Genomic DNA, 25,417 nt, shown 5'->3' with positions numbered 1-25,417 from the left:
TGGTGCCGGGCGGGCCGGGGCTCGGGCGGCGTGCCGGGGGCTTGCGGCGGGGGCCGGGTGTCGTGCCGGGGGCTTGCGGCGGGGGGCCGGGTGTCGTGCCGGGGGCTTGCGGCGGGGCCCGGGGGTCGGGCCGGCCCCCGGCGGCGCGGTCCACGTGTGGTGCCGGCGCTGCGACGGCGGGCTCAGGTGGCGTACCAGGTGTCGGTGGCGGGGTCGTGCCGGACCAGCCCGAGGCGGGCGAACTCCCGCAGCCAGCCGTCCATCGGCCAGTGGCCCCAACGCCGCCGGAACAACGCGCCGTTGCGCAGGATGTCGTCCAGGTGCCGCACCGGCGGGTCCTCGACGGGGTGGTACTGGTGGTAGGCCGGGGCGCCGCCCAGCCAGCCCAGCCCGACCCCGGCGCGGTCCGCGAGGCGGGCGAAGTCGGTGTCCTCGCCCCCGTACCCGGTGTACTCCTCGCAGAACCCGCCGATCCGCGCCCAGGTGGCGGCGGTGACCGCGAAGGACAGCGACCAGAACAGGTCCGGGTCGCCACCGGTCAGAAGCTCGCCGGGGCCGGGGTCCGGGCGGGCGGGGTGCGGGGCGGCGAGCTCCGGGAGGCGGGCGAGCCGGTATCCGGCCGCGGGTGGGGGCGGCAGGTAGGCGACCGTGCCGCAGAGCAGTATGCCGTCGCGCGCGGCGGCGGCGTAGCGGGCGACCGTGCCGGGGCCGGGCACGCAGTCCACGTCCAGGAAGACGAGCACGCGTGCCCCCGCGTCGAGGGCGCGCCGGGCGCCTGCGTTGCGGGCGGCGGCCAGCGGCAGCCGGCCGGGAACGGGCACCGGCACGGGGACGGCGTCGCCGTGCGGATCACCGGCGGCCGCGATGCGGCCGGCCTCCGGGTCCGCCATGGTGGCCACGACGTAGTGGTCGGGCCGCCGGGTGCCGCGGGCGAGTCCGGCCTGCTGGAAGGCGAGGTGCCGGTGGCGCCCCGAGACGGGCGTGACCACCGCGACCCGCCCGTGGCCGACGCGGCCCGCGGTGCCGGCGGGCGGGGACTCCCGGGCGCGCACGACCGCACCGCGGTCCGGGCCGGGAGCGGGTGCCCGGCCGGCCGGCCCGGGGGCTGCACCTGCCCGGCCTGACATGGGGGCCGCACGGGCAGGCCCCGGGGCCTCGCCCGACCGCCCGGGCACGGGAACCTCCCCGGACCGCTCAGCCACGGGGGTGGGCGCAGGGACCTCGGCGGCCCGTTCGGTGGCTTCGGCAGCCGGTCCGGGCCGGTGCGTCCCGCGCGCCCCCTTCGGCGGGAACGTCTCGGGCGCCCCGCCGGACGGCGTCACGGATCCCATCGGGTGCCCGCCAGTTCGTCCAGGGCGCGGGCCGCGCGGCGGGCTCCGTCGCCGGGCGCCCAGCGGGCCCAGGCGCCACCGTCCAGGGCGGCCGCCTCGTCCAGGACCGCGGGCCACTCCCCTGGTTGCGGCCAGGCCGGCCGGACCACGGCGAGGCGGGCGACCGCCAGGGCGCGTGCGGTGCCGTACTGCTCGTCGTACGGCCGGGGTTGCGGCAGGATCACCGCCGGCCGGCGGGCGGCCGCGCACTCGGCGACGGCGTTCTGCCCGGCGTGGGTGACGACCACGTGCGCGGCACAGATGCGGGGCCACGGGTCGCCCGACCAGGCCCCGAAGGGCCCGCCCAGCACGTCCCACTCCCACTGCGGGGTGGCGGCCCGGGCGTCGCGCACCTCGTCGGCGGTGATGCGGCTGCCGCCGGCCCCCAGCATGAGCAGCACCCTCCGGTGTCCGCCCGGCAAGGGCTGCGGCGGGCGGGGCCGGCCGTCGGACCGCGAGAAGGCACAGGTGTAGACGGTCTTCTCGTACCAGTGGGCGGGCCAGCCGGGTTCGGGGAAGGCGGCGGGCCAGGGTGCCAGCAGGCGCAGCGCGATGTCGTGCCCGAGCCGATGCGGCGGATCGCGGCGCCGCCCGCGCATGGCGGCGACCACCACCGGTACGCCCATCAGCCTGGCCAGGCAGGCCACCTCGACGGACACGTCGCTGACCAGCAGCGAGGGCCGGGTCCTGGCGAGCCAGTCCGCGATGGCGGCCATGCGTCCCTGGTAGCCGGGGTGCCGCAGGGGCGCCCAGTGCAGCCGCCCCTGCGCGCGGACGTCGATCGCCGGTTCCTCCCCGGTGTCGAGCGGCAGCCGCACCCAGTCCCCCGGCCAGCCGTCCGGGGGGTCCAGGCTGGACAGGCCGGTGAGGGGGCTGCGGGCCTGCCCGGCGACGCAGAGCGCCCGGTGGAGGTGGCCGAGCCCCTGGTGGTGGACGTAGTAGCCGATCACGACAACAGCTCCTCGTACAGGGCCTCGTAACGGTCCGTCATGTGGCCGACCGAGCAGAAGGACTCGGCCCGCTCGCGGCAGGCGCGGCGGCTCAGCGTGCGGGCCTCGGCGATCGCCGCGGTGAGTGCCTGCACGTCCGGGTAGGGCACGAGCCGACCGCAGTCGGGCGTGAGGATCTCGCCCAGCGCGCCGCGGTCGAAGCCGCACACCGGTGTGCCGCAGGCCAGCGACTCCGCCACCACCAGCCCGTACGGCTCGTCCCAGCAGGGGGTGACCAGCGTGGCCGAGGCCGATCCGACGAGGGCGGCGAGTTCCGCCCCGGCCAGGTGTCCCGCGTACCGGATCCGGCTGCCGAGACGCGGCAGCACCCGATCGCGGAAGTACGGGCGGTCGGTGACCGGTCCGGCCAGGGTCAGCGGCAGCCCGGCGGCCTCGGCCGCGGCGATGGCCAGGGCGGGCCCCTTCTCGGGCACGATCCGGCCGTACCAGACGAGACCGCCCCCGCCCGGACCGACCGGCCAGCGCCGGACGTCGACGCCGTTGCGCACCACGCGCGCAGCGGTCACCAGGGGCCGCCAGGCGCGCGCCGTGTGGGCGCTGACGGCGGTGAACACCACCGAGCCGGTGGCGTCGGCCTGGATCGCCGACTCCATCCAGGGGGTGGGCGGCGTGTGGAGCGTGGTCACGACGGGGGCGGGCACGGAGGAGGCCATGGCGATGGGGAGGTAGTGGAGGCTGTTGTTGTGGACGACGTCGTAGGAGACCCCGCCACGGCTCGGCGACAGGTCGAGCATGAGCCGCAGGTACGCGTGGTGCTCGGCCAGGGCGAGGGGGTCGGTCATGCTCAGGTCGGCCCGGGCGGCGTCGCTCAGCCGGGGGGTGTGGACGGGCAGTTCGCAGACGCCGAGGGCGGGGTCGGAGCCGGGGGCCGCGAACAGCGCGACGCGGTGGCCCCGGCTGCGCAGTGCCGCGGCCAGTACCCACGTGTGCGCCTCCAGGCCGCCCGCGAAGGGCTCGCGGATCGGGAAGCGCGCCGAGGCGATCAGGGCGATGCGCAGGGGCCGGGTCATGGCAGGCAGGCTTCGTAGAGTGCCCGGTGGGCGATGGCCAGGGCCTGCCGTTCGGCGGCGCGGGACGGCGGATGGGCGCGCCAGGCGGGCCGGTGCTCGTAGGCCTCACGCACGGCCGCTTCGAGGGACTCCTCGTCGAGACCGTCCTGCCCGTGGCGGTAGGTGTGGCAGGGGCGCTGCTGGGCGTAGTAGCCGCAGTCGGGGGCTGCGACGGCGGTGCCGAGGTCGTGGCAGGCCTCCAGCCAGCCGGAGTGCGTGCCGAAGGTGTAGGGCAGCACGGACAGGTCGAGGGACTGGAGGTACGTCCAGAGGGCGTCGTCGTCGAAGTAGTCGTGCACCCGCAGGTCCAGCCGGTCGCGGGCCGCGAGCGCGCGCAGGCCCGCGACCACGTCCGGAGCGTGCGCCCGCGAGCCCGGGTCGTGGGTGTCGGGGTGGATGTCCACCCGGAGCACGGCGTCGGGAAGGGCGGCGGCGATCCGGGCCAGGGAGGCGACCACGGGCAGGGGCGCCATGTTGGGGCGCAGGCTCTTGGCGTGTACGCCCATGACGAAGCCGGCTCGGGTTCCGCGGGGACGGGACAGCGCCGGTTCGTCGACGACGTGGGGGTGGGGCAGCACGTGCGCGGCGCGGCCCCACCGGGCGGCGATCTCCTCCGCCGCGCCCGGGGTCAGGGTGATCAGGCAGTCGGCGGCGGGGATCAGGACGTCGAGGGCCGCGTCGTGGGCGCGGCGGTCGGGGTGGTGCGGGTTGCGGAGGTCGTGGACGGTCTGCACGAGCGGCTTGCGGTGCCGGCGCAACTGACCGACCAGGTCCGCCAGCTGGTCCGGTGTCTGGGCGTCGAAGCCGAAGTGCAGGTGGTAGACGTCGAAGGCGCGGTGGTTGGCCCGGACCCAGCCGGGGTCGAGCATGACCGGGGGCCACCACTGCTGGGAGGTGCTGGGGGCGCCGTTGGGGCGGGGGTCCGGCAGCAGCGTCACCGCGTCGGAACCGTCCGAGGCGTGGATGTGCCGTACGTACACGTGCCCCGACGGCACCGAGGCCACCCGGATCTCACGCCGCCGGGCGGGGCGGCGGAGGAGCGGGTACGGGGTGCCGCCGGGCGGCGGGACGGCGGGGGGCACGGCCCGCGCCGCCTAGTCCTCGCCCCGGACGATGTTCCACTCCGGGCCGTCGGCGGGCGCCTCGGACCGGATGCCGGGGCGGGGCCTGACCGCGCCGCCGGGAGGGCCGGCGCGCCGGACGACCGCGGGACGGCACGTGCGGACGCGCTCCTCGGCCGGGATGTGACTGCTGATCGGCTGGGTGTCCGCCTGCGTTTCCACGGCCGGCACCTCCCCGTCTGACGTGGATGGCGGGCCGTACGGCCCGCCCGGTCGCTGGGCGGGTACCCGCGGACGGACCCGCCATGCGGCGGCCGGGGTACGGGGCGGTGGGCGACCGGACGCATGGGAGCGGCCGGCGACGGACGCGGGGCCCGGCGCGACCGAGCCCCCGGGCCGGCGGTGCGGCCGGACGCGCAGGGCCGGTGGGGGGCGGGGCACATCCCCGCCCGGCCCCGGCCGCCCTGGCGCCCGCCCGGCCGGCCCGGCAGGTCGCACGCCAGGGCGGGCGCCGCTGCCCTGACCCGACGTGGCGGATCGCCTTGACCCGCTGCGCCGCACCGCCTGAGAGCGTGCCCGACGGTCTCCCGCCGTGCCTGCAGTGGGGGCCGCCTACGACCGGCGCGGCGAGCGGGAGCGGCGGCCTCGGACCGCAGCGGTGGTGGAAGGTGCGCCCTGGCGGGGACGGCCCACGGGGGGAGCCGGCCCCGGGGGCGCTTGGCGAGGGGAAACGGCTGCCCCGGGCGGTCGCCGGGCGGGGCGGGGGCGCTCGACGCATCCGTACCGGCGCGCGCGGCGATCGGCCGCGCGCGGAGTTGCCGAGGCGCTCGTCCGGTGCTTGCTTGGTCGCAGGAGACATCCCGGCCCGTGAGGGCCCCACCCGCTGGAGGACCTCGTGAAGTTCGCGCAGATCATCGACTTCGAGACCGAGCGCGCCGACGAGATGCGCGAACTCATCCGCCAGTACGAGGAGACGGCGCGCGCGTCGGGCCGCAAGCTCGGCCCCACCCACCGCACGCTGCTGCGCGACCGCGCGAATCCGAACCGCTACCTGGCCGTCGTCGAGTTCGACTCGTACGAGGACGCCATGGCCAACAGCGAGGCGCCGGAGACGAGCGAGCTCGCGGCCCGGCTCGCCGCGCTCTCCACCCGGCCGCCGGCCTTCACCGACTGCGACGTGGCGGAGTCCGAGGCCCTGTAGCCCGCGGCCCCGGCAAGGTGTCCGGCCGGTCGGCGCGGGGCGGCGCGCAGCCGTCTCCCGGCCCCGGTCCGGCCGGCGCCGGGCCGCGGGTCAGCCGTCGAGGCTCCCCATGAGTTCCGGCGCGTAGCAGTCGCCCGAGACGACGCCGCGTGGGGCGACGGACTCGATGGCGGCGATGTCCTCGGGTGTCGTCGTCGAACTCGACGCCGGTCTTGGTTGCGACCACGACCGCGTCGCGGTCGCGCCGACGCCGCGGACCTGCCCCCGCTACGCGGGAGCCGCCTTCGACCACCTCGCAGCCGACCCGCGGCGCGTGCGGCTCATGCTGTGGAAGCGCCTGGAACGGACGGCCCCCACCACCGTCGAGGCCGAGGCGTACGGGCGCAAGAACGCCGCGCTCGCCGAGGCCCAGCGGAACGGGCAGGTCGACTCCGCCCACTCCCCCGCCGACGTCCTCAGCCTGGTGCTCGCGCCGGCGCAGGCCTGGTTCACCGCGGGGGGCGCTCCCGTGAACGGCTCGGGCGGCGACGGGTGGCCGGACACGGGCCGCACCGCCACCGCTCCGTGGTGGTCGACGCGGTACGCCGTTTCACGGCCCCGGCAGGCTGGCCCGCCGGACCCGGGGCACGGGCCCGTCCCGCCGCCCCGGCGCCTCCCCGGCTCTCGCGAGCCTCCAGCGCCGCCACCGGCTCCGCCCCGGGCCCGCGTCGTCTCCGCCCGAGTACGCCGCATGGGCTCCCGTACGGCGGGCATGCGCGTGGTCCGGGACGGGCGCCCGCTGCCCGGCCCGGAGGAATCACCACCATCCGGCGCCGGCCGGGCGCCGGGAAGGACTGGAGGCATCCGCATGACCACCGCACGCCAGATCATGACGCCCGACGCCGCCTGTGTCCGCTGGGACGAGAGCGTCCTGACGGCCGCACGGAAGATGACCGAACTCGGCGTGGGCGCGCTGCCGATCTGCGGCAGCGACGACAAGCTCAAGGGCATGCTCACGGACCGCGACATCGTCGTGAAGGTGCTGGGCGCAGGGAAGGACCCCGACTCCTGCACCGCCGGAGAGCTGGCCCAGGGCGAGGCCGTCACCATCGGCGCCGACGACGACGCCGCCGAGATCATGCGCACCATGGCCGACCACAAGGTCCGCCGGCTGCCCGTGATCGACGGACACACGCTCGTCGGCATCGTGGCCCAGGCCGATGTCGCCCGCGCGCTGCCCGACCCCCAGGTGGGCGACCTCCTGCAGGCACTCTCCTCCGACTGACGTCCCGGCCGGCGGTCACCGGCCGGGAGGCCCGCGTCGACCGTGGCGCGATCGCGTGCCGTCCGCGGCCCGTTCACGTGCGATGCTCGGATCATGACCCGCCGCCCCGAGAAGTCCGACGGACCGGCCGAAACGCTCGCCCTGGCCAAGGTCGTGGCCAGGTTGCGCGAGGAACTGGCCGACGTGAGACGCGAATCGGCCGAGGAGGCCGTCGTCGAACGGGCGAAGGGCCTGCTGATGGGCGCCGAGGGTCTCTCGGCGCATCAGGCGCACGCGGCACTCGTGGCGCGGGCGGAACTCCACGGGCACTCCCTGACGGTGGAGTGCTCGGCCGTGCTCGACGGTACCGCGGGGCAGCAGCCCCGGGCGGACCGGTCCGCCACCGGTGCAGGACCGGTCCGCCGCAACGGTGCCGGGCCGGCTCCCGGCCGCGGTGGGAACCGTACGCCGCGCGGGCCCCGGCCGCGCCCCGGTGACGCGGAACGCACCGTCATCCCCAGCGCCCTGGCCGGGGCGCTGGCGCAGGTCCGCTCCGCGCACGGGGCGGCCGCCGGCCTGCACCGGCACCTCCGGGCGGCGACCGGCGTGGACTGCGTGGTGATCTACGCGGCCGCCGCCGGCGGCGGGGCGGACCTGTGGGGAGACGCCGGACTCGACCCCGACCTGGCCCGGCGGTGGCGCCACCTGCCGCCCGGCGTGGCCGTGGCACCCCTGCGCGCTCTGGAGACGGGCCGTCCCGTCTGGCTGGAGGACCCCGCCCGGGACGCGGAACGCTACACGCTCATCGGCCGGCCGGAGAGGTGGCCCACCCGTGCCTGGCTCCCCTGCCCGGCACCGGAGGCCAGCATCGCGGCCGTGGGCTTCCTCCGGGGCCGGGCCGAGCCGTTCGACCCCGCCACCCGCGACCTGCTCCGGCACGCGGCGCGGCTGTGCGGAGCGGCGCTCGGCACGCTGCCGGCCCCCGCCGGGGCCAAGGCCCCGGACAGGGACGCGCAGCGGATGCTCGACGCGCTGCCGGGCTCGGTGGTCGTGATCACCCCGCTCAGACGACGAGACGGCACGGTGGAGGACTTCCGGGTGGACGCGGCGTCGCCCGGGGCACTCGACGTCGCGGGCCGTCGGGGCAAGGAGCTGACCGGCGCACGCCTGCTGGAGCGGTACCCGACGATCCTCGGCACGTCGCTGTGGCACGGCTTCCTCGACGCCCTGGAGACGGGCACCGCCTACGAGGGCGAGCCGTTCGCGTACGAGGAGGTCGCCGCCGGCCGTCCGCGGCACACCACCTACTCCGTCCGGGCGGTCCCGCTCGGCCGGCGCCTGGTCGTCTCCTGGGTCCGGCACGACACCGAGGCCCGCGAGGCCACCCGGCTGGCGGACCTGCAGCGGCTGGGCAACCTCGGCTGGAGCCAGTGGGATCCGGCCACGGGCGACGCCGAGTGGTCGGACCAGGCATACACGATCTTCCAGCGGGACCCCGCCCTGGGACCGGTCGACTGGAAGGACCTCCCGGACCACCTCGTCCCGGAGGACGCGCCGGGGACCGCCGCCGCCGTCGACCGCCTGCTGCGCCACGCCGAGCCGCTGGACCGCACGGTCCGCATCGCCGGTCCGGCGGGCGTCCGGCACGTACGCGTCATCGCCGAGGCCGTGGTCGACGCCACGGGGGCACCCGTCGAGGTTCACGGCCTCTTCCAGGACCTGACGCGTCAGCGGCACGCCGAGGACGAACTGGTGCGCTCCGAGCGGGCGGTGGAGCACCAGCGCGGACTGCTCCGGGCCGAGCGCGCCCTGGCCGCCCGTCTCCAGCACGCGCTGCTGCCGATCCCCGAGCAGTCGCTGCGCCTGGCCGGGCTGGACGTGGAGGTGGCGTACCGGCCCGCCGAGGACGGCGTCAACGTGGGCGGGGACTGGTACAGCGCCATCGAACTCCCCGACGGGAACGCCCTGTTCGTGGTCGGTGACGTGGCCGGCCACGGGCTCGACGCGGTGGCCACGATGGCGCAGCTGCGGTTCACCGCGAAGGGCATGATCGTCACCGGCAGCCCGCTGGTGGAGGCCCTGCAACGGCTGAACACGCTGCTGCTGCACACCGGCGACGCCCGGTTCGGCACGGCTACGATGATCATGGCGGTCTACGATCCCGCCGACCGGTGCCTCACCTGGGCGCAGGCGGGGCACCCGCCGCCGCTGCTGGTCCGGGACGGCCGGGCGCACTACCTCGACCGGCCGGCCGGGGTCCTGCTCGGCGCCACCGCCGGCCCCCGCTTCGAGGAGGCGCGCTGCCGCCTGCTCCCCGGCGACCAGGTGCTCCTGTACACGGACGGGCTCGTCGAGAAGCCCGCCGAGCACCTGGACGAGGGCTTCGCCCGGCTGGCGTCGACCGCGACGCGCAACGGCACGCCGGGGCCGGTCGAAACGCTCGGCGCGCTGCTGTCGCCGCTGCTGGGGCGCGTCGTGCGGCGGGACGACACCTGCGTCGTGCGCCTCCGCCTGCCGTAGGGACCATCCGCCCCCGGGGCGCCCGCGCCCGAACGCGCCGGGCGGCACCGCTCGTACGGGGGACCGGGGGTTTGGCCGCGCGCCCAGCGGCCAGACGTCAGGCATCGTGCCCGACGACCGGAAGGGTCCGTCATGACGACCGTCGCGCTGTTCACCGTGCCGATGCTCCTGGCCCTGCTCCTCACCCTGGGCCGCCGTGAGCGCGGCAGGCACGCGGGGCGCGGGAGTGCCCGGCACAGCCACCGCCACGGCCGCCCGGCCCGGCGTAGGCTGGCGGGCGCACCGTAGGCGAAGCCGCCCCGGTGACGCGCGGCCGGGCCTCCCGGCCCGGTCGCGCCGGCGTCGTACGGCCGCCCCTCCGCCTCTCGAGGCCGTCGCCGTAGAGTGGCGTCGCGCGGAGGGGGCGCGGGGGCCGTGCCGAGCACACCTGCGCCGGGAACGACCGACCAGAGGACGGAGTGAGACCGCCGTGCAGACCATCGGACCGGGGACCTCCGGCGAGCCCGCGCCGGACGAGCGGCACCTGACCCTGTGTCAGCGCCGCATCCTCCTGCTGCGCGGCGCGCGCCGGCAGGTCACGCGCGGCCGGGAGTTCGCCCGCGCAGCACTCGCCGACTGGGGATGGGACGCCGGTGAGGCGGCCGAGGACACTCTCCTGGTGGTGTCCGAACTCGTCACCAACGCCAGTCTGCACGCGGGCGGCTGCCACGAACTCGTCCTGATCGCCGGGGAGGTGTTCCGCGTGGAGGTGCACGACGGCCTGCCGGCCATGCCCCGGCTGCAGCCGGCTCCGCGGCGCGGGGTGCCGGGCGGGCACGGGCTGCACATCGTGCGGCGCCTCTCCGACCGCTGGGGTGCCGAGGCCCGCGCGGACGGCAAGGTCGTCTGGGCCGAGTTCGAGGCGGACCGGCTGCGGACGGGCGCGTCCCGGGGCTGGTGACGACGCGGGTCCGCCGGACCCCGGTCCGCCGGCCGCCGGTTCCCTTCGGCGCCGTCAGGCGCCCCCGCCCGGACGCGGCGACGCGGGTACGGCGTCCAGCTCCGCCCAGACGACCTTGCCCGCACCACGCCGTACCACCCCCCACCGGGCGGCGGCCCGCTCCACGATGAACAGGCCGTGACCGCCGGGGAGGGCCCGCCGGCGGTGCCGGCGCGGGACCGCCAGCTCCGGTGCGCCGTCGCCCACCTCCATCCTCAGCCGGGGCCCCCGGGCGTCGAGCGTGACGTCCAGGGCTCCTCCGGCGTGCACCACGGCGTTGGCGACCAGTTCGGCCACCACCAGGACGGCGTCCTCGGCGGCACGCGGTGAGCCGCCCGACCACGCCCAGTCGGCCAGCGTCCTGCGGGTGAACGCCCTGGCGCGGGCGGACGGCAGGGACGCACCCGCCAGTTCCAGTCGCCGCCTGTCTCCGGAGGCCCGGGTGCCCTCCCCCGCCCGCCGGCCGGCCCGGCCGGCCGCGTCTTCCCGGCTGGTCCGGTTCACGCCGCGAGGGCCTCCTCGGCCGTCGCGTGGAGCGAGAACACGGACTCCGCGCCGGTGAGTTCCAGGACGCGCATCACCGCCGGGGGCACCGCGGCGAGCCGGAACGCGATGCCGGCCTCCGCCGCCGCTGCCCGGGTCCGCAGCAGCAGGTTGAGACCCGAGGAGTCGCAGAACCCGACGCCTTCCAGGCCGACGACGAGCAGCGGCGGAAGTTGGCCGACGAGCGCGGTGAGCGCCCGCTCGGCGGGTTCCATCATCTCGATGTCGAGGTCGCCGGCCACCGAACACAGGGCTGCCCCCGCCTCGGTGTGCCGCACCTCGACCACCACTCCCCGTACCTCCTCGTCGGGCTGCTGCCCGGAGGTCTCCGGATCGTTCTCGGCACGCATGCTCGTCTCCTCCTTCACAACCGGTCCGCCCCGCCGCGTACGGACACCCCGACCAGGCACGTGTCGTCGTCGGTGTCGGAAGCGCTGTAGCGCAGCAGGTGGTCGAGGTGGGCCTCCAGCGCGCCGGGGCCGCCGTCGCACTCCCCGACGGCCTGCTCGGTGAGGGCGAGCAGGTTGGCCAGGGAGGTGTGCAGGGACTGGTCCCGGCGCTCGATCAGCCCGTCCGTGTACATCACCAGGGTGTCGCCCGGCCGGAGGGTGAACTCGTCCTCGTCGTACTCGGCCTGGTCCAGGGCGCCGAGGAGGATCCCGCCGATCTGGGGCAGGGTCTCGGCCCGGCCGTCCCGGAGCAGGACCGGCGGCGGGTGCCCGGCGCGGGCCCAGCGCAGCCGGCGGGTGGCGGGGTCGTACAGGCCGCAGGCGGCGGTCGCGGTGAGGCTCTCCGTGAGGTGGTGGGTGATGCTGTTGAGCCAGGTCAGCAGCTGGGCCGGGCCGGCTCCGGTGGCGGCGAGGCCGCGCAGGGCGTTGCGCAGGGCGACCATGCCGGTCGCGGCTTCGATGCCGTGGCCCGCCACGTCGCCGACGCAGAGCAGGACCGCGCCCGAAGGGAGGGTGAGCGTGTCGTACCAGTCGCCGCCGACCAGGTGTTCCTTCTCCGCGGGGCGGTAGCGGACCGCGACCTGGAGGTCGTGCAGGTCCTGCGGCCCGCGGGCTGGCGGCATGATGGCGTGCTGGAGCTGGAGGACGAGACGGCTGCGTTCGGCGGCCTGCTGCTCGGTCTGCGCGAGCTGGTCCCTGGTGGCCGCCAGGGCGACCTCCGTCCAGTGCTGGGCGGAGATGTCCTGATAGGCGCCGCGTACGACGCCCAGGCGGCCGTCGGGGTCGTGCACCGGCTCGGCCACGACCCGGATGTGGCGGGCGACGCCGTCGGGGCGCTGCAGGCGGAACGCGGTGGAAGCCGGCCGCTGGTGGTGCAGCAGCGTGCGCAGGAAGCGGCCGATGGCGGGCCGGTCGTCGGGGTGGGCGTGGTCGGCGAGCTGGTCCAGCGGGACGGGCGGGGCGGACGCCGGCAGGCCGTACAGCTCGTAGATCGTCTCGTTCCACACGATCTGCCGGGTCGGCAGATTTTCCTCGAACCCGCCGATGCGGCCGAGGCGTTGGGCGTGCTGGAGCAGGCGCGCCACGCGCGGGGTGCCGTCGTCCAGCCGCCATACGACCACCAGGTAGCCGCCGTGCCGGCTGATGCCGACCTTGGCCTGCGCGCTGATGGGGACGCCGTCGACCAGCGCGGCGAGGGTCATGTTGGGGGTCCGGAAGGGCTCCCCGGTGACGAAGACGTGCTCGACCTTCTCCAGGAGGCCGCCGGACTCCGCCGCCAGGGGGTAGGCCTCCAGCAGGCGTGCGCCGAGGACGGCGCTGCGCGGCCGCCCGGCGAAGTCGACGAACGCCGGGTTGACGTGCCCGATGGTGAACTGGAGGGGGAGTTCCCCGCTGTCCGGGGCGACGTGCAGGATGAGGCAGGGGTCGGCCAGGCCGTCGGTGAGCTGGCGCAGCCCTTCGAGCTGTGCGTCCGGTGCGCCGGGGGTCGGGGAGCCGCTGTCGGCCCAGGTCTCCAGCGTCGCCGCGGCGAGTTCCGCCAGGGCCTCGAACTGCCGCTCCAGCGGCTGGGAGCGGTCCGGCAGCTCGTCCCGCCAGCAGATCTCCAGCACTCCGGTCAGGCGTCCCCCGATGCCGGCGGGTACGGCGAGCCGGCCGCCGGACACCTCGTGCTGGCCGATGGACGGCAGTCCGGCGTCGGCGAGCGTCCCGTACCCGACCGCGGAGCGCTCGTCGAGGGCGCGGCGGGCGGGCGTCGGCACGCCGGGGGGCACGTGGCGCCAGCGGTGGGCCTCCTGCTCGGTGAACCCGGCGCTGCCGGCCAGGGACAGCGACTGGTCGGGGTGCGCCGCCCAGACCGCGACGGCCACCGCGCCCAGGGGGCGCAGGGCGTGGTCGAGCATCGAGCGGGCCGCGGCCTCGGTGTCGGCCGCGACGAGGGTGTGTGCCTCGGCGCTGCGCAGCCGCAGCCCGACGGATCCGGCGGCGGGGGCGGCCTGCGCGGCCACGAATTCCCGGGCGGCCGCGGAGATGGTGTCGGCGGCCACCTGGTTGACCAGGTCGGCGGCCAGTTCGATGACGGGTACGCCGGCCTGCTCGGCGAGTGTGGACAGCTGCGCGGCGGCCTCGGTGGGCCCGCAGCGCAGCCGTTCCACGAGCACGCCGACGGCCATCTCGGCCAGCGCGCGGCCGGCGGCATCCGCGTGGGCCTGCTCCAGCTCGCGCTGCAGCCGTTCGACCGTCGAGGCGAGGCGCCCCACGGCGGTGGCCCCGGCGCCCGGGCCGCCGTCGGCCCGCCGGAGCGGGCCGGCCTCGGCGTCGCGTTGTGCCCCGACGCGGCGAGCACCGGGCGGGGCCGCGATCCGGGCGCGGGTGTCCGCACCGCGCGGCTCGTGGGGGTTGCGCACTCTTCAGCTCCTGGGGGTCGGCCGGCGGCTCGTGGACGCTGCGCGGGTCACGAGGTGAGGTGACGGCGGATCCTGCCGACCAGGTCGCCCGCGTCGACGGGTTTGGTGATGTAGTCGGAGGCCCCGGCGGCCAGGCTCTTCTCCCGGTCTCCGACCATGGCCTTCGCGGTCACGGCGATGATCGGCAGGTGGGCGTGTTCGGGCATCGCCCGGATGGCGGCGGTCGCGGTGTACCCGTCCATCTCCGGCATCATCACGTCCATCAGGATCACGTCGATGCCGGGGTGCGCGCGGAGTGCGTCGAGGGCGGTCCGTCCGTTCTCCGCCTGGAGCACGCGCATGCCGTGGAGTTCGAGGATTCCCGTGATGGCGTAGAGGTTCCGGTCGTCGTCGTCGACGACGAGGGCGGTGCGGCCGGTGAGCGGGGAGATGTGGCCGGGTTCCCAGCCCCCTCCCGGCTCGGGGCGGCGGACCAGGGGCAGGAGGTCGCCGGGGCGGTCCGCGCTCATGTGCAGGGCGATGCGCTCGCGGAGTTCGTCCAGGCTCGTGAGGAGTTCGACGAGCTGGGTGCCGCTCCGTTCCTGGAGCAGCCGCTCGTCCTCGGCCGCGATGCCCCGGCTGCTGTGGACCAGGACCGGGACGGCGTGCAGGGCCGGGTCGCGTTCCATCTCCTCCAGGAGGCCGACGGCGGCGCCGTCGGGCAGGTCGAGTTCGAGGACGACGCAGTGGCACGGGCTGGTCGCGAGGGCGGCCGCCGCCTCGTGGGCGCCGACGGTGGTGATGAGTTCGACCTCGCGGTGGCCCGCCGAGTCGACGCGGGCCGGGAGGTCCGTCAGGGCGTTCTCGGCCACGAGGGACAGCAGGCCGCGCGGGCGCCCCTCGACGACGAGGAGCCGGCGGGGGCCGGCGGGGCTGTCGGGCCCGGCGTCCGACGACCGCCGCTCCTCCGCGCGGCCGGCCGGCCCGCCCGCGCCGTCGGCTGCCGCCGCCGGGGCGCCGGAGGTTTCCCCTGCCGGCAGTTCGGGCCGGGTGACGGGCAGGTAGAAGGTGAAGGTGCTCCCCTGGCCGACCGTGCTCTCGGCGGTGATGGCGCCGCCGAGCAGGAAGGCGATCTCACGGCTGATGGAGAGGCCGAGCCCGGTGCCGCCGTACTTGCGGCTGGTGGTGCCGTCGGCCTGCTGGAAGGCGCCGAACACGGTTTCCAGGTGCTGCGGTGCGATGCCGATGCCTGTGTCGGCCACCCGGAAGGCCAGCACGGGTCCCGGGCGCCGGACGACCTCGGGGATGCGTTCCTCTTCGGCGTGCGCGATGCTCAGCTCGACGCTGCCGCTCTCGGTGAACTTGACCGCGTTGGAGAGGAGGTTGCGCAGGATCTGGCGGAGCCGGTAGTCGTCCGTGAGCAGCTCGTCCGGCACGTCCGGGGCCGAGCGCACGCTGAACGAGAGGTTCTTCTGGCTGGTCATCGGGCGGAAGGTGGCCTCGACGTCGTCCAGCAGCCGGCCCAGTGGGACGGGCTGTGCGTTGAGGTCCATCTTGCCGGCCTCGACCTTGGACAGGTCGAGGATGTCGTTGATCAGCTGGAGCAGGTCGGAGCCGGCGGAGTGGATGATGCCGGCGTACTCGACCTGCTTGGTGGTCAGGTTGCGGGTGGGGTTCTGTGCGAGCAACTGGGCCAGGATGAGCAGGCTGTTCAGCGGGGTGCGCAGCTCGTGGCTCATGTTCGCGAGGAACTCGGACTTGTACTTGGACGCCAGGGAGAGCTGGTGGGCGCGGGCCTCCAGTTCCTGGCGGGCCTGCTCGATCTCCAGGTTCTTGGTCTCGATGTCACGATTCTGCGCGGCGAGCAGTTCCGCCTTCTCCTCCAGTTCGGCGTTGGAGGCCTGGAGTTCCTCCTGTCGTGCCTGGAGTTCCTTGGAGCGGGTCTGCAGTTCCGCGGTGAGGCGCTGGGACTCGCCCAGCAGCTCGTCGGTGCGGGCGTTGGCGATGATCGTGTTGAGGTTGACCCCGATGACGTCCGTCAGCTGGTGCAGGAAGTCCCGGTGGACCTGGGTGAAGGGGTGGACCGAGGCGAGCTCGATCACCCCGAGCACCTGTCCCTCGACCACGATGGGCAGCACGACGAGGTGCAGTGCCTCGGTATGGCCGAGTCCCGAGGAGACCGCCAGGTAGTCCGGCGGCAGGGAGTCGACCACGATGGGGCTCTTGCTGCGCGCGGCCTGCCCGACGAACGACTGTCCCAGCCGGAAGCGGGTCGGACGGGCGCCCTCCGGGAAGGCGTACGAGGCGACGAACTGCAGGACGGTGCCGTCCGGGTCGTCCTCGGCCAGGTAGAAGGCGCCGCAGTGGGCCGACACCAGCGGGGTCAGCTCGTCCATGATCGCGTCGGCGACGACCGCGAGGTCGCGCCCGCCCTGGGTGAGGGCGGAGATCCGGGCCAGGTTGGTCTTGAGCCAGTCCTGCTCCTCGTTGGCGCGGGTGGTCTCGCGCAGGGACTCCACCATGAAGTTGATGTTGTCCTTCAGGTCGGCCACCTCACCGGAGGCGTCGACGGTGATCGACCGCGTGAGGTCGCCCTCCGCGACGGCGCCGGTGACCTCGGCGATGGCCCGGACCTGCCGCGTGAGGTTGCCGGCCAGCTCGTTCACGTTCTCGGTGAGCCGCTTCCACGTACCGGAGACGCCCTCGACCTCGGCCTGCCCGCCGAGCCGGCCCTCGCTGCCGACCTCTCGCGCGACGCGGGTCACCTCGGCGGCGAAGGAGCTGAGCTGGTCCACCATGGTGTTGATGGTGGTCTTCAGCTCCAGGATCTCGCCGCGCGCGTCCACGTCGATCTTGCGGGTCAGGTCGCCGTTGGCCACCGCCGTGGTGACCTGGGCGATGTTGCGCACCTGGCTGGTCAGGTTGTGCGCCATGAAGTTGACGTTGTCGGTGAGGTCCTTCCAGGTGCCCGCCACGTTCGGCACCCGCGCCTGGCCTCCGAGGATGCCCTCCGTGCCGACCTCGCGGGCCACGCGGGTCACCTCGTCCGCGAAGGCCGACAGGGTGTCCACCATGGTGTTGATGACCCCGGCCAGCTCGGCGACCTCGCCCTTCGCCTCGACCGTGATCTTCTGCGAGAGGTCTCCGCGGGCCACGGCGGTGGCGACCTGCGCGATGGAGCGGACCTGTCCGGTGAGGTTGGACGCCATGACGTTGACGTTGTCGGTCAGGTCCTTCCAGGTGCCCGACACGCCGCGTACGGTGGCCTGGCCGCCGAGGTTGCCTGCGGTGCCCACTTCGCGGGCCACGCGGGTCACCTCGTCGGCGAACGCCGAGAGCTGGTCGACCATCGTGTTGATGGTCTCCTTGAGTTCCAGGATCTCGCCGCGCGCGTCCACCCGGATCTTCTGCGTCAGGTCGCCCTGGGCCACGGAGGTGGTGACCTCGGCGATGGAGCGCACCTGGGCGGTGAGGTTGTCCGCCATGACGTTGACGGATTCGGTCAGGTCCCGCCAGGTGCCCGAGACGTCCCGTACGTCGGCCTGGCCGCCGAGCCGGCCTTCCGTGCCGACCTCACGCGCCACGCGGGTCACCTCGCCGGCGAACGAACTGAGCTGGTCCACCATCGTGTTGATGGTGTTCTTCAGCTCCAGGATCTCGCCGCGCGCGGTCACGGTGATCTTCTGCGAGAGGTCGCCCTCGGCCACGGCCGTGGCCACCTGCGCGATCGCACGGACCTGGCTGGTGAGGTTGCCCGCCATGAAGTTGACCGAGTCGGTCAGGTCGCGCCAGGTGCCGGAGACGCCCTTGACGTCGGCCTGGCCGCCGAGGATCCCCTCGGTGCCGACCTCGCGGGCCACCCTCGTCACCTCCACGGCGAAGGAGCTGAGCTGGTCCACCATCGTGTTGACGGTGTTCTTGAGCTCCAGGATCTCGCCGCGCGCGGTCACGGTGATCTTCTGCGAGAGGTCGCCCTTGGCCACGGCGGTCGCGACCTGCGCGATGTCGCGGACCTGCGTGGTGAGGTTGCCGGCCATGGCGTTGACGGAGTCGGTGAGGTCCTCCCACGTCCCGGACACCCCCGGCACCTGCGCCTGGCCGCCGAGGCGCCCCTCGGTGCCCACCTCGCGTGCCACGCGGGTCAGTTCGGAGGTGAACCGCGACAACTGGTCGACCATGCCGTTGAAGACCGTGGCGATCTCACCGAGCAGCCCGTCGGCGTCGCCCGGCAGCCGGGTGCCGAAGTCGCCGTCGCGTACGGCGGTCAGGCCCGCGAGGAGCAGTCTCAGCTCCGGCTCCCCGACTTGCGCGGCCCCGAGGTCCGGTCCCGCTTGTGCCCGGGAGCCGTCGGGGAGGGGTGAGGCAGCCATCGAACGTCGCCTTCCGTAGAACGCCGGACCCGGCCCCGGCACAGGCTCGCGACGCGCCGCTCGCAGGCGTCCTGCGGCGGCCGCCAGGGCAGGTGCGTGGGGCGGGCACGTACCGTGCAGGAGGCTACCCCACCCCTCAAAGGATCAGGAAAACCAACGGGATTACGTCAGCGGCGTCCATGTATCGCGGGCGTATCGGAAATCCCATACGTCGCCGCAACGGGCGTTCGGGCGCAGTGGAGGGGTGAAGCAGAGAGCGTTCCCGTCGTCCTGGTCGTCCCTTCCGTTCCGGCGTGTGCGGCGCGCCCTGGGCGTGGTCCTGGCCGTCAGCGGGCTGGTGGCCGGCCTGTTCGTGCTGCGGCGGCCGCTCCTGATGTCCGCGCCCTCGTGCCTGGCCCGGCGGTGGCACGGCTGCCTCGACACCTTCAACGGTGTCGTGCTGGTGACGCTGGCCGCGATCCCGCCGGCCGTGCTGGTGGCGTGGGTGGCGGCGCGCCGCCGGCGGGCGGCCGGCGTGGCGTCGGCGTGGCGGAGGTCGCTGGCCGAGGTGGGGATGGTCCACGGGACGGTGCCGTTCCTCTGGCTGACCATGATGCCGGGCGGCGCGGCCGGTGCGGTGCCCGGCCGCGTCAGCCTCGTACCCCTGCGGGACCTCGTCACGATGGGGACGCTCGGGATCGCCGGGAACCTGCTGGTCTTCGCGTCGCTCGGGTGCTTCGCGCCGATGCGGTTCGCCGCGCTCGCGTCCGTGCCCCGGGTGCTGGCGCTCGGGGCGGGCTGCTCGGTCCTGGTCGAGACGGCGCAGTACGTGCTGCGGCTGGACCGGGTGTCCTCCGTGGACGACGTACTGGTCAACGCCGCCGGCGCCGGGCTGGCGGCGCTGGCGTCGCGCTCCTGGTGGGCCACGACCGAGCCGCCCGACCCGTCGGACCGCACCCTGACCGTGCCGGCGCGGGCGGGATGAGGGAGGTGCTCCGGTATGTGCCGGTCCCGCATACGCGGGCGATACGTGCCGCTGCCTAGGCTGCGGGGATGCGTGTACTGATCGTGGAGGACGAGCCGTACCTGGCCGAGGCCGTGCGTGACGGCCTGCGGCTGGAGGCGATCGCCGCCGACGTCGCCGGCGACGGCGATTCCGCCCTGGAACTGCTCGGCGTCCATGCGTACGACCTGGCCGTGCTCGACCGCGACATCCCGGGCCCCTCCGGCGACGAGGTCGCCCGGCGGATCGTCGCGTCCGGCAGCGGCATCCCGGTCCTCATGCTGACCGCCGCCGACCGGATCGACGACAAGGCCTCGGGCTTCGCGCTCGGCGCCGACGACTACCTCACCAAGCCGTTCGAGCTGCGGGAGCTCGTGCTGCGGCTGCGGGCTCTCGACCGCAGGCGCGCCTACGCCCGGCCGCCGGTCCGGGAGATCGCGGGCCTGCGGGTCGACCCGTTCCGCCGCGAGGTGCACCGCGACGGGCGGTACGTGGCGCTCACGCGCAAGCAGTTCGCCGTGCTGGAGGTGCTCGTCGCCGCCGAGGGCGGGGTCGTGAGCTCCGAGGAACTGCTGGAGCGGGCGTGGGACGGGAACGCCGACCCCTTCACCAACGCCGTCCGCATCACCGTGTCCGCGCTGCGCAAACGGCTCGGCGAGCCCTGGGTCATCGGCACGGTGCCGGGCGTCGGCTACCGCATCGACGCCGGTCCGGGCGGGGGCGCGGGCCCGGGACCATGCACCGCGCGTGCGTAGGCGCCCCGGGCCCAGCGCCCGTCTGAAGCTGGCGCTCAGCTACGCCGGGTTCCTCGCGGTCGCCGGCGCCCTGCTGCTGGCCGTGGTCTGGCTGTTCCTGCTGCGCCACGTGCCCGACAACTCCCAGGGCCTCCTCGGCATCTCGCCGAACCGCTACCTGCTGGTGCACACCTTCGCCCCTGCCGCGGCCGGGGCGATGGGCTTCCTCCTCGTCTTCGGCCTCGTCGGGGGCTGGCTCCTGGCGGGCCGGATGCTCGCGCCGCTGACGCGGATCACGGCCGCGGCCCGGCTGGCCGGCGGCGGGTCGCTGTCCCACCGGATCCGCATGGAGGGCCGCCAGGACGAGTTCCGGGAACTCTCCGACGCGTTCGACTCGATGCTGGAACAGCTCGATTCCCACGTCGCCGAGCAGCGGCGGTTCGCCGCCAACGCCTCCCACGAGCTGCGCACCCCGCTGGCCATCTCGCGGACGCTGCTCGACGTGGCGCTCAAGGACCCCTCGCGGGACCGGGACGAGGTCCTCGCACGCCTCCGGACCGTCAACGCGCGCGCCATCGGTCTCACCGAGGCGCTCCTGCTCCTCAGCCGCAGCGACCGCGGGGGCTTCGACCGCGAGGACGTCGACCTGTCCCTCGTGGCGGAAGAGGCCGCCGAGACCCTCCTGCCCCTGGCCGAGCAGCGCGGGGCCTCGCTCGTCGTCACCGGCGGGGAGGCCAGGGCCGGCGGCTCCCCCGAGCTGCTGCTCAGGATGGTGACGAACCTCGTCCAGAACGCCGTGGTCCACAACCTCCCCGCCGACGGCAGCGTGACGGTCCGCACCGCGGCCGACGGCGACACGGGCGTGCTGCGCGTGGAGAACACGGGCCCTCCGGTGCCACCGGAGCTGCTGCCGACCCTGACCGAGCCGTTCCAGCGCGGGAGGGAACGGGTGCGTACCGACGAGCACGCCGGCGTCGGTCTCGGCCTCGCCATCGCGCACAGCGTGGTCCGCGCCCACGGCGGGACCCTCGACCTGGCCCCGCGCCCCGCCGGCGGGCTCGTCGTCACGGTCCGGCTGCCCGCCGCCTGACCCCGAAGGCCGGTCAGCGGTCGGGGGTCATCCGGGCGGCGGCCGCGGCGACGAAGGCCGCGGCCGCTTCCTTGGCCGTACGCCGCAGGGCGTCCAGCTCGGCGCGCGTGGTGGCCGTGCGCAGGGCGTACGTGGCGTCGGCGGCCCGCTGGGCGGGGACGGCCAACTCGGGGACCAGGACCTGGAGCCGGACGTGGGGCCCGGTGATCGCCGTGCGCGTGTCGTGGGAGTTCGTCTGCGCCTCCAGCTGCTGCTCGGCACCGGCGTCGGTCAGGGCCAGCCGCTCCCGGTGGAACATCGCCGAGCGGTGCGCGTCCAGGGCGGCGGCGAACTCGGTGACGGCACCGAGCTGGTCCTGCCGGTGGGCGTCGGCCCGCTGCTCGGCACGCGCGGTACGCGCCGTCCGCTGCTGGAGCATCCCGGCGGTCAGCGCGCCGGCCAGGGTGCCGAGTACGGCGATGATCGAAGGCCACATCGAGGTTCCGGATCCCCTTCAGTCGGTCGGACGAGCAGATCATGCCCGATTGCCCGACCGACTCCACCGGGCGCAGCGGGGTGGGTGCCCCGCCGCGTCCGGGTGGTGCCGGTGCCCGTCCGTGGGCGGGTGGGGTGGGTCAGGGTGTCGGGGCCGGGAAGGGGTCAAGGTCCGGCTTGAGGACCTGGCCGGGCTTCGGGGCGGTCCCGTCGACCAGGTACGAGGTCACCAGCGCGTTCAGGGCCTTGCTCCGGCCGACCGCGCAGTGCTCGATCACGTCGACCGTGACCAGCACGGAGTTGCCGAGCTGGCGCTGCATCCGCTGCGAGAACCGGTACTGGGTGGCCGGGTCGAAGGTGTTGCCGATGACCATCACCTTGTTGGCGGTCCGCCGGTTCCAGGGCCCCGCGTACCGCTCGGCGCTGCGCGCGGGCGACGGCCAGGTCGCGCAGGCGGGCGCGTCGAAGGCCTGGTACCGGCCGAAGGTGGGCGCGCCGTGTTCCCAGGCGCGGGCCAGCAGGGCGAAGGCCCTCGGGTTCGACGGGTACGGCTTGTCCTGGCAGTTGACCCCGTAGTACGAGTCGTCCGAGGTGTACGGGGAGTCGGCCGGGGCCTCGCGGAGCGCCGCCGGTACGACCTTGGCCAGCCGGTCCGCCGCTCCGGCCGCGGTTCCGCGGGCGCCGGGAGCCAGGCCCTGCTGCTGTCCGATCACCTGGTGCAGTGCTTCGAGGGCGGCCGCGAGCGGTGCCAGCCGGCTCTGTGCGTACAGGGCGTTGGCGACCTGGCTGGTGAAGCTGCTGAGGGTGACCTCGGCGCCGCTCGGCAGGGTCACCGGGGCGGTGCGCAGGTGGTCGCGGATCGCGTCGAACTTCGCGCGCGTGTCGCCCTCGGCGAAGGCGCAGCGCGGCGTGCCGGCGGCGGCGCAGCGCTTGAGGAACTCGGCCAGGGCGAGTTCGAAGCCGCCGGTGGCGCGCTGGCGGTCGTACTCCAGGCCGTTGTGCAGGCGCAGGTTGGGGTCGACGTTGCCGTCGATGATGATCGCGCGGACCTTGTCCGGGTACATGTTGGCGTACGTGGAGCCGATCAGCGTGCCGTACGAGAAGCCGGCGAACGTCAGCTGGTCGTCGCCGACCGCCTGGCGCATCCGGTCGAGGTCTCGGACGACGTTGATCGTGGACATGTGGCGGATGAGCGGCCCGGCGTTGCGGGCGCAGGCGTCCGTGTAGTCGCGGGTGGCGGCGAGGGTGCCGTCGACCTCGGCTCGGGTGACGGGCACTCCGGTCATCCGGCCGAAGACGCCGTCGGCCTCCTCGTTGGTGGTGAAGCAGCGCAGGGGGTTGCTGCGGGCGACGCCGCGGGGGTCGAACCCGATCACGTCGAAATGCTCCTGGACGCGCGGCTCGAACCGGGCGGTGGTGGCCCACAGGTAGCCGCTGCCGCCGGGGCCGCCGGGGTTCAGGAACAGCGAGCCGATGCGTTTGGCCGGGTCGCCTGCCCGCCTCCGCATCATGGCGATGCCGATCTGCTCGCCGGACGGGTCGGCGTAGTCGAGCGGGACCGGGTAGACGGCGCAGTCGTAGATCCTGGGGTCGGGCTTGGACGGGTCCGGGTTGCAGGGCGTCCATTGCACCGGTGCGACCGGCGTGCCGGCGGTGGCCGGGGCGGTCGGGGCGGTGGCCGTCGCTCCGACGGGCGCCGCCGATGCCGTGGTGGCGACACCGGAGAGCAGGGCTAACGCGCTGCCGAACGCCACCGCCAGAGTGGATATGCGAGACAAGTTACCTCCTTTGGCTGCTCAAACCCGGCCAGGATTGCAGGAGTTGGGGTGGCGGTAAAGATCGCGTGCGGCGGATTCCCGCTGCCGCTCCGGGGGTGGGCGGGTCCGCTCACCGGGCGCGTGGGTGCCCGCTCCCGTGGCGTGTGGGTGCCGGTCCGCGCGGTTACGGTGCGGTCTGCGCGCGGTAGCGGCCCGGGGTCGTGCCGAACTCCCGTTGGAAGGCGTGGGAGAAGGCGTACGGGGTGCCGTACCCGACGCGCCGGGCGACGGCGGAGAGGGAATCCTCCGTGCCGCGGAGCAGCGCCGCGGCCGAGGTGAGGCGCCACCAGGTGAGGTAGGCCATGGGTGGGCGGCCGACCAGCGCGGTGAAGCGGCGGGCCAGGGTCGCGCGGGACACTCCCGCCTCGGCGGCCAGCCGGTCGTTGCTCCACGGGGCCGCGGGTTCCTCGTGCAGTGCGCGCAGCGCGGCGGCGACCACGGGGTCACCGAATACGGCGGGCCAGGCACCGGCCGTGTCCTGGTCCAGCCAGGCGCGGACCATGTAGACGAGGAGCAGGTCGAGGAGACCGGGTACGGCGATGCCGCCGCCCGGCCGCCACTCTCCCAGCTCCCGCCCCAACAGGTCGATGGCGGAACGGAGTTCGGGGTGCCTGCCGACCCGGTTCGGGAGGTGGACCACGTCCGGCAGCTCCGCCATCAGCGGGTGCGCGCGGCTGCGGTCGAGCCGGTACTTGCCGCACAGCAGCTCCACCTCACCGGGCCCGACCGGGCGTTCCCGGCTGCCGGGCTCCGGGGCTCGGGGCAGCGGATCCGGCTGCTCCCGCGTCCGGCTGACGGCGTGCCAGGACTCGAAGGGGACGGCCCGCGCCGCCGCGCCGGCGTCCGCCCCGGCGTCGGCGAGCACGTGCTCCGCCCCGTGCGGCAGCAGCACGGCGTCCCCCGGTCCGAGGACGAGCGCCTCCCCGGCACCGGTGAGCAGCCGGCAGCCGCCCTCCAGCACCACGTGGAACCCCGCCCCCTCGTACGGTGCGAGACGGGCGGACCAGGTGCCGTCCACCCGCACGCGCCGGGAGGAGGCCCGTCCGATGCGTACGGCGGAGATCGCGTCGCTGACCACGTCCATCGGGGCAGCGTATCCGGCCGCGCGCCGGTGAGACGTACGCGTATTCCGTTGAGCCGGATGGGCATTGAGAGCCTCACGAGGGGCTCCTTAGGGTCGTGCGCATGGACAACGAGAGCGGACAGAGCATCGTGCTGGGCGACGTGGAGGTCATCCGGGTGGTCGAGTTCCAGGGGGCTTTCGCCCCGGCCCGCGAGCTGGTGCCGGACGCGCCGGAACGGCTGTGGCGGGACGACGCGGCCCATCTGGTGCCCGACCACCGGGATCCGGTCGACGGGCGTGCGGTGATGGCCCTCCAGACGTGGGTGCTGCGCAGCGAGGGACGGACCGTGCTGGTCGACACGGGCGTGGGCAACGGCCGCGACCGGCCCGGCAGTCCGGCGTTCCACCGGTGGCAGGGCGACTTCCTCGGCGGGCTGGCCCGGGCCGGGATCCGGCCCGAGGACGTCGACGTGGTGGTCAACACGCACATCCACGCGGACCACGTCGGCTGGAACACCAGGGAGGAGGGCGGGGAATGGGTGCCGGCCTTCCCCAACGCGCGGTACCTGCTGCCGGCCGCCGACGACTTCCACTTCGGGCCGGACAACGCGTACGGCGGCGGCGTGCGCGTGGACGACCGGCTGATCTACGAGGACAGCATCGCGCCCGTCCACCGGTCGGGGCAGGCCGTCCTGTGGAACGGGGCGCAGCGCATCGACCGGCACCTCACGCTGGAGGCCGCGCCCGGCCACACGCCCGGCTCCTGTGTGCTGCGGCTGGAGTCCGGGGGCGAGCGGGCGGTCTTCGCGGGGGACGTGCTGCACAGCCCGGTGCAGGTCCTCGCGCCGTCGTGCAACAGCTGCTTCTGCCTCGACCCGGCGCGCGCGGCGGCCACCCGGCGGCGGATCCTCGAACGGGCCGCGGACCTGCGGGAGCTGGTCGTGCCCGCGCACTTCGGCGGGGCCGGCGCCGTGGAGGTGCGGCGGGCGGGGGCGGGCTTCGCGCTGGGGCCGTGGGCGGCGTTCGGGTCGTGACAGGGGCGCGGGAGCGGGTCCCGGTCGATTGTCAGTGGTGACTG

At 75.1% G+C, this 25,417-nt stretch carries 21 protein-coding genes and 1 pseudogene; 10 read left to right on the top strand and 12 right to left on the bottom strand.

Translation table 11 applies throughout. The features are described 5' to 3' along the window. Positions 1 to 182: 182 nt before the first annotated feature. The 5 genes from ACIF6F_RS08350 to ACIF6F_RS08330 all read right to left on the bottom strand — a co-directional run bounded on the left by ACIF6F_RS08350 (position 183) and on the right by ACIF6F_RS08330 (position 4,712). Positions 183 to 1,052: a glycosyltransferase family 2 protein gene (locus ACIF6F_RS08350; protein ID WP_399943022.1), complete on the bottom strand. Its 870-nt coding sequence runs from the start codon at positions 1,050 to 1,052 to the stop codon at positions 183 to 185. Between the two features lie 266 nt (positions 1,053 to 1,318). After that, a complete protein-coding gene (locus ACIF6F_RS08345; RefSeq protein ID WP_399943021.1) occupies positions 1,319 to 2,320 on the bottom strand; it encodes a glycosyltransferase in 1,002 nt (333 codons plus the stop codon). After that, positions 2,317 to 3,390: a glycosyltransferase gene (locus ACIF6F_RS08340; RefSeq protein WP_399943018.1), complete on the bottom strand. Its 1,074-nt coding sequence runs from the start codon at positions 3,388 to 3,390 to the stop codon at positions 2,317 to 2,319. Before ACIF6F_RS08340 ends, ACIF6F_RS08345 begins: the two co-directional genes overlap by 4 nt. Next, positions 3,387 to 4,511, bottom strand: coding sequence for a glycosyltransferase family 1 protein (locus tag ACIF6F_RS08335; protein WP_399943015.1), 1,125 nt, complete (start codon positions 4,509 to 4,511; stop codon positions 3,387 to 3,389). The genes ACIF6F_RS08340 and ACIF6F_RS08335 overlap by 4 nt, the downstream gene beginning before the upstream one ends. Before the next feature lie 12 nt (positions 4,512 to 4,523). Beyond that, positions 4,524 to 4,712 carry a hypothetical protein gene (locus ACIF6F_RS08330; protein WP_399943012.1) on the bottom strand — a complete coding sequence of 63 codons (189 nt, stop codon included), beginning with the start codon at positions 4,710 to 4,712 and terminating at the stop codon, positions 4,524 to 4,526. 673 nt (positions 4,713 to 5,385) lie between these two features. Here ACIF6F_RS08330 and ACIF6F_RS08325 point away from each other — a divergent pair. From ACIF6F_RS08325 to ACIF6F_RS08300, 6 genes and pseudogenes are all read left to right on the top strand, one after another. Then, entirely contained in the window at positions 5,386 to 5,691 is a 306-nt protein-coding gene (locus tag ACIF6F_RS08325) for a hypothetical protein (protein ID WP_399943009.1), read from the top strand. A gap of 166 nt (positions 5,692 to 5,857) precedes the next feature. Continuing rightward, a pseudogene (locus ACIF6F_RS08320) lies at positions 5,858 to 6,196 on the top strand (hypothetical protein); the annotation flags it as partial. Positions 6,197 to 6,538: 342 nt separating this feature from the next. Then, the gene (locus ACIF6F_RS08315) at positions 6,539 to 6,955 is read left to right on the top strand and encodes a CBS domain-containing protein (protein WP_399943475.1); all 417 of its coding nucleotides are present in this window, start codon (positions 6,539 to 6,541) and stop codon (positions 6,953 to 6,955) included. Between the two features lie 93 nt (positions 6,956 to 7,048). Then, the gene (locus ACIF6F_RS08310; RefSeq protein WP_399943006.1) at positions 7,049 to 9,454 is read left to right on the top strand and encodes a SpoIIE family protein phosphatase; all 2,406 of its coding nucleotides are present in this window, start codon (positions 7,049 to 7,051) and stop codon (positions 9,452 to 9,454) included. A gap of 132 nt (positions 9,455 to 9,586) precedes the next feature. Beyond that, a complete protein-coding gene (locus ACIF6F_RS08305) occupies positions 9,587 to 9,742 on the top strand; it encodes a hypothetical protein (RefSeq protein WP_399943003.1) in 156 nt (51 codons plus the stop codon). A gap of 181 nt (positions 9,743 to 9,923) precedes the next feature. After that, positions 9,924 to 10,394: an ATP-binding protein gene (locus ACIF6F_RS08300; RefSeq protein ID WP_399943001.1), complete on the top strand. Its 471-nt coding sequence runs from the start codon at positions 9,924 to 9,926 to the stop codon at positions 10,392 to 10,394. A gap of 54 nt (positions 10,395 to 10,448) precedes the next feature. Here the strand turns inward: ACIF6F_RS08300 and ACIF6F_RS08295 are convergent, their stop codons facing one another. Genes ACIF6F_RS08295 through ACIF6F_RS08280 form a run of 4 tightly spaced genes read right to left on the bottom strand, consistent with a single transcriptional unit; the run spans position 10,449 to position 18,179 of the window. Then, positions 10,449 to 10,937 (bottom strand): ATP-binding protein, encoded by a 489-nt coding sequence (locus tag ACIF6F_RS08295; protein ID WP_399942998.1) that lies wholly within the window; start codon positions 10,935 to 10,937, stop codon positions 10,449 to 10,451. Beyond that, on the bottom strand, positions 10,934 to 11,326 hold the full coding sequence (locus ACIF6F_RS08290; RefSeq protein ID WP_399942995.1) for an STAS domain-containing protein: 393 nt from the start codon (positions 11,324 to 11,326) through the stop codon (positions 10,934 to 10,936). The genes ACIF6F_RS08295 and ACIF6F_RS08290 overlap by 4 nt, the downstream gene beginning before the upstream one ends. A 14-nt stretch (positions 11,327 to 11,340) precedes the next feature. Then, positions 11,341 to 13,830: a SpoIIE family protein phosphatase gene (locus ACIF6F_RS08285; protein ID WP_399942992.1), complete on the bottom strand. Its 2,490-nt coding sequence runs from the start codon at positions 13,828 to 13,830 to the stop codon at positions 11,341 to 11,343. A 47-nt stretch (positions 13,831 to 13,877) separates the two neighbouring features. Next, entirely contained in the window at positions 13,878 to 18,179 is a 4,302-nt protein-coding gene (locus ACIF6F_RS08280; RefSeq protein ID WP_399942989.1) for a HAMP domain-containing protein, read from the bottom strand. A 244-nt stretch (positions 18,180 to 18,423) separates the two neighbouring features. Here ACIF6F_RS08280 and ACIF6F_RS08275 point away from each other — a divergent pair, with 244 nt between their 5' ends. The 3 genes from ACIF6F_RS08275 to ACIF6F_RS08265 all read left to right on the top strand — a co-directional run bounded on the left by ACIF6F_RS08275 (position 18,424) and on the right by ACIF6F_RS08265 (position 20,985). After that, on the top strand, positions 18,424 to 19,143 hold the full coding sequence (locus ACIF6F_RS08275; RefSeq protein WP_399942986.1) for a VanZ family protein: 720 nt from the start codon (positions 18,424 to 18,426) through the stop codon (positions 19,141 to 19,143). A gap of 68 nt (positions 19,144 to 19,211) precedes the next feature. Beyond that, the gene (locus ACIF6F_RS08270) at positions 19,212 to 19,916 is read left to right on the top strand and encodes a response regulator transcription factor (protein WP_399942985.1); all 705 of its coding nucleotides are present in this window, start codon (positions 19,212 to 19,214) and stop codon (positions 19,914 to 19,916) included. Continuing rightward, positions 19,909 to 20,985: a sensor histidine kinase gene (locus tag ACIF6F_RS08265; RefSeq protein WP_399942983.1), complete on the top strand. Its 1,077-nt coding sequence runs from the start codon at positions 19,909 to 19,911 to the stop codon at positions 20,983 to 20,985. The genes ACIF6F_RS08270 and ACIF6F_RS08265 overlap by 8 nt, the downstream gene beginning before the upstream one ends. Before the next feature lie 13 nt (positions 20,986 to 20,998). Here ACIF6F_RS08265 and ACIF6F_RS08260 read toward each other — a convergent pair whose 3' ends face one another. From ACIF6F_RS08260 to ACIF6F_RS08250, 3 genes are all read right to left on the bottom strand, one after another. Further along, positions 20,999 to 21,460 (bottom strand): protein kilB, encoded by a 462-nt coding sequence (locus ACIF6F_RS08260; RefSeq protein ID WP_399942980.1) that lies wholly within the window; start codon positions 21,458 to 21,460, stop codon positions 20,999 to 21,001. Between the two features lie 139 nt (positions 21,461 to 21,599). Continuing rightward, a complete protein-coding gene (locus tag ACIF6F_RS08255) occupies positions 21,600 to 23,237 on the bottom strand; it encodes an alpha/beta hydrolase (RefSeq protein ID WP_399942977.1) in 1,638 nt (545 codons plus the stop codon). A 163-nt stretch (positions 23,238 to 23,400) separates the two neighbouring features. After that, positions 23,401 to 24,360 carry an AraC family transcriptional regulator gene (locus tag ACIF6F_RS08250; RefSeq protein WP_399942976.1) on the bottom strand — a complete coding sequence of 320 codons (960 nt, stop codon included), beginning with the start codon at positions 24,358 to 24,360 and terminating at the stop codon, positions 23,401 to 23,403. A gap of 101 nt (positions 24,361 to 24,461) precedes the next feature. Here ACIF6F_RS08250 and ACIF6F_RS08245 point away from each other — a divergent pair, with 101 nt between their 5' ends. After that, positions 24,462 to 25,373, top strand: a complete 912-nt coding sequence (locus ACIF6F_RS08245; RefSeq protein ID WP_399942973.1) for an MBL fold metallo-hydrolase — start codon at positions 24,462 to 24,464, stop codon at positions 25,371 to 25,373. Positions 25,374 to 25,417: the final 44 nt, after the last annotated feature.

The sequence above is a fragment of the Streptomyces sp. NPDC086023 genome, from assembly GCF_044540325.1.
GTDB lineage: Bacteria > Actinomycetota > Actinomycetes > Streptomycetales > Streptomycetaceae > Streptomyces.
This window is presented reverse-complemented; position numbering and strand designations above follow the sequence as displayed.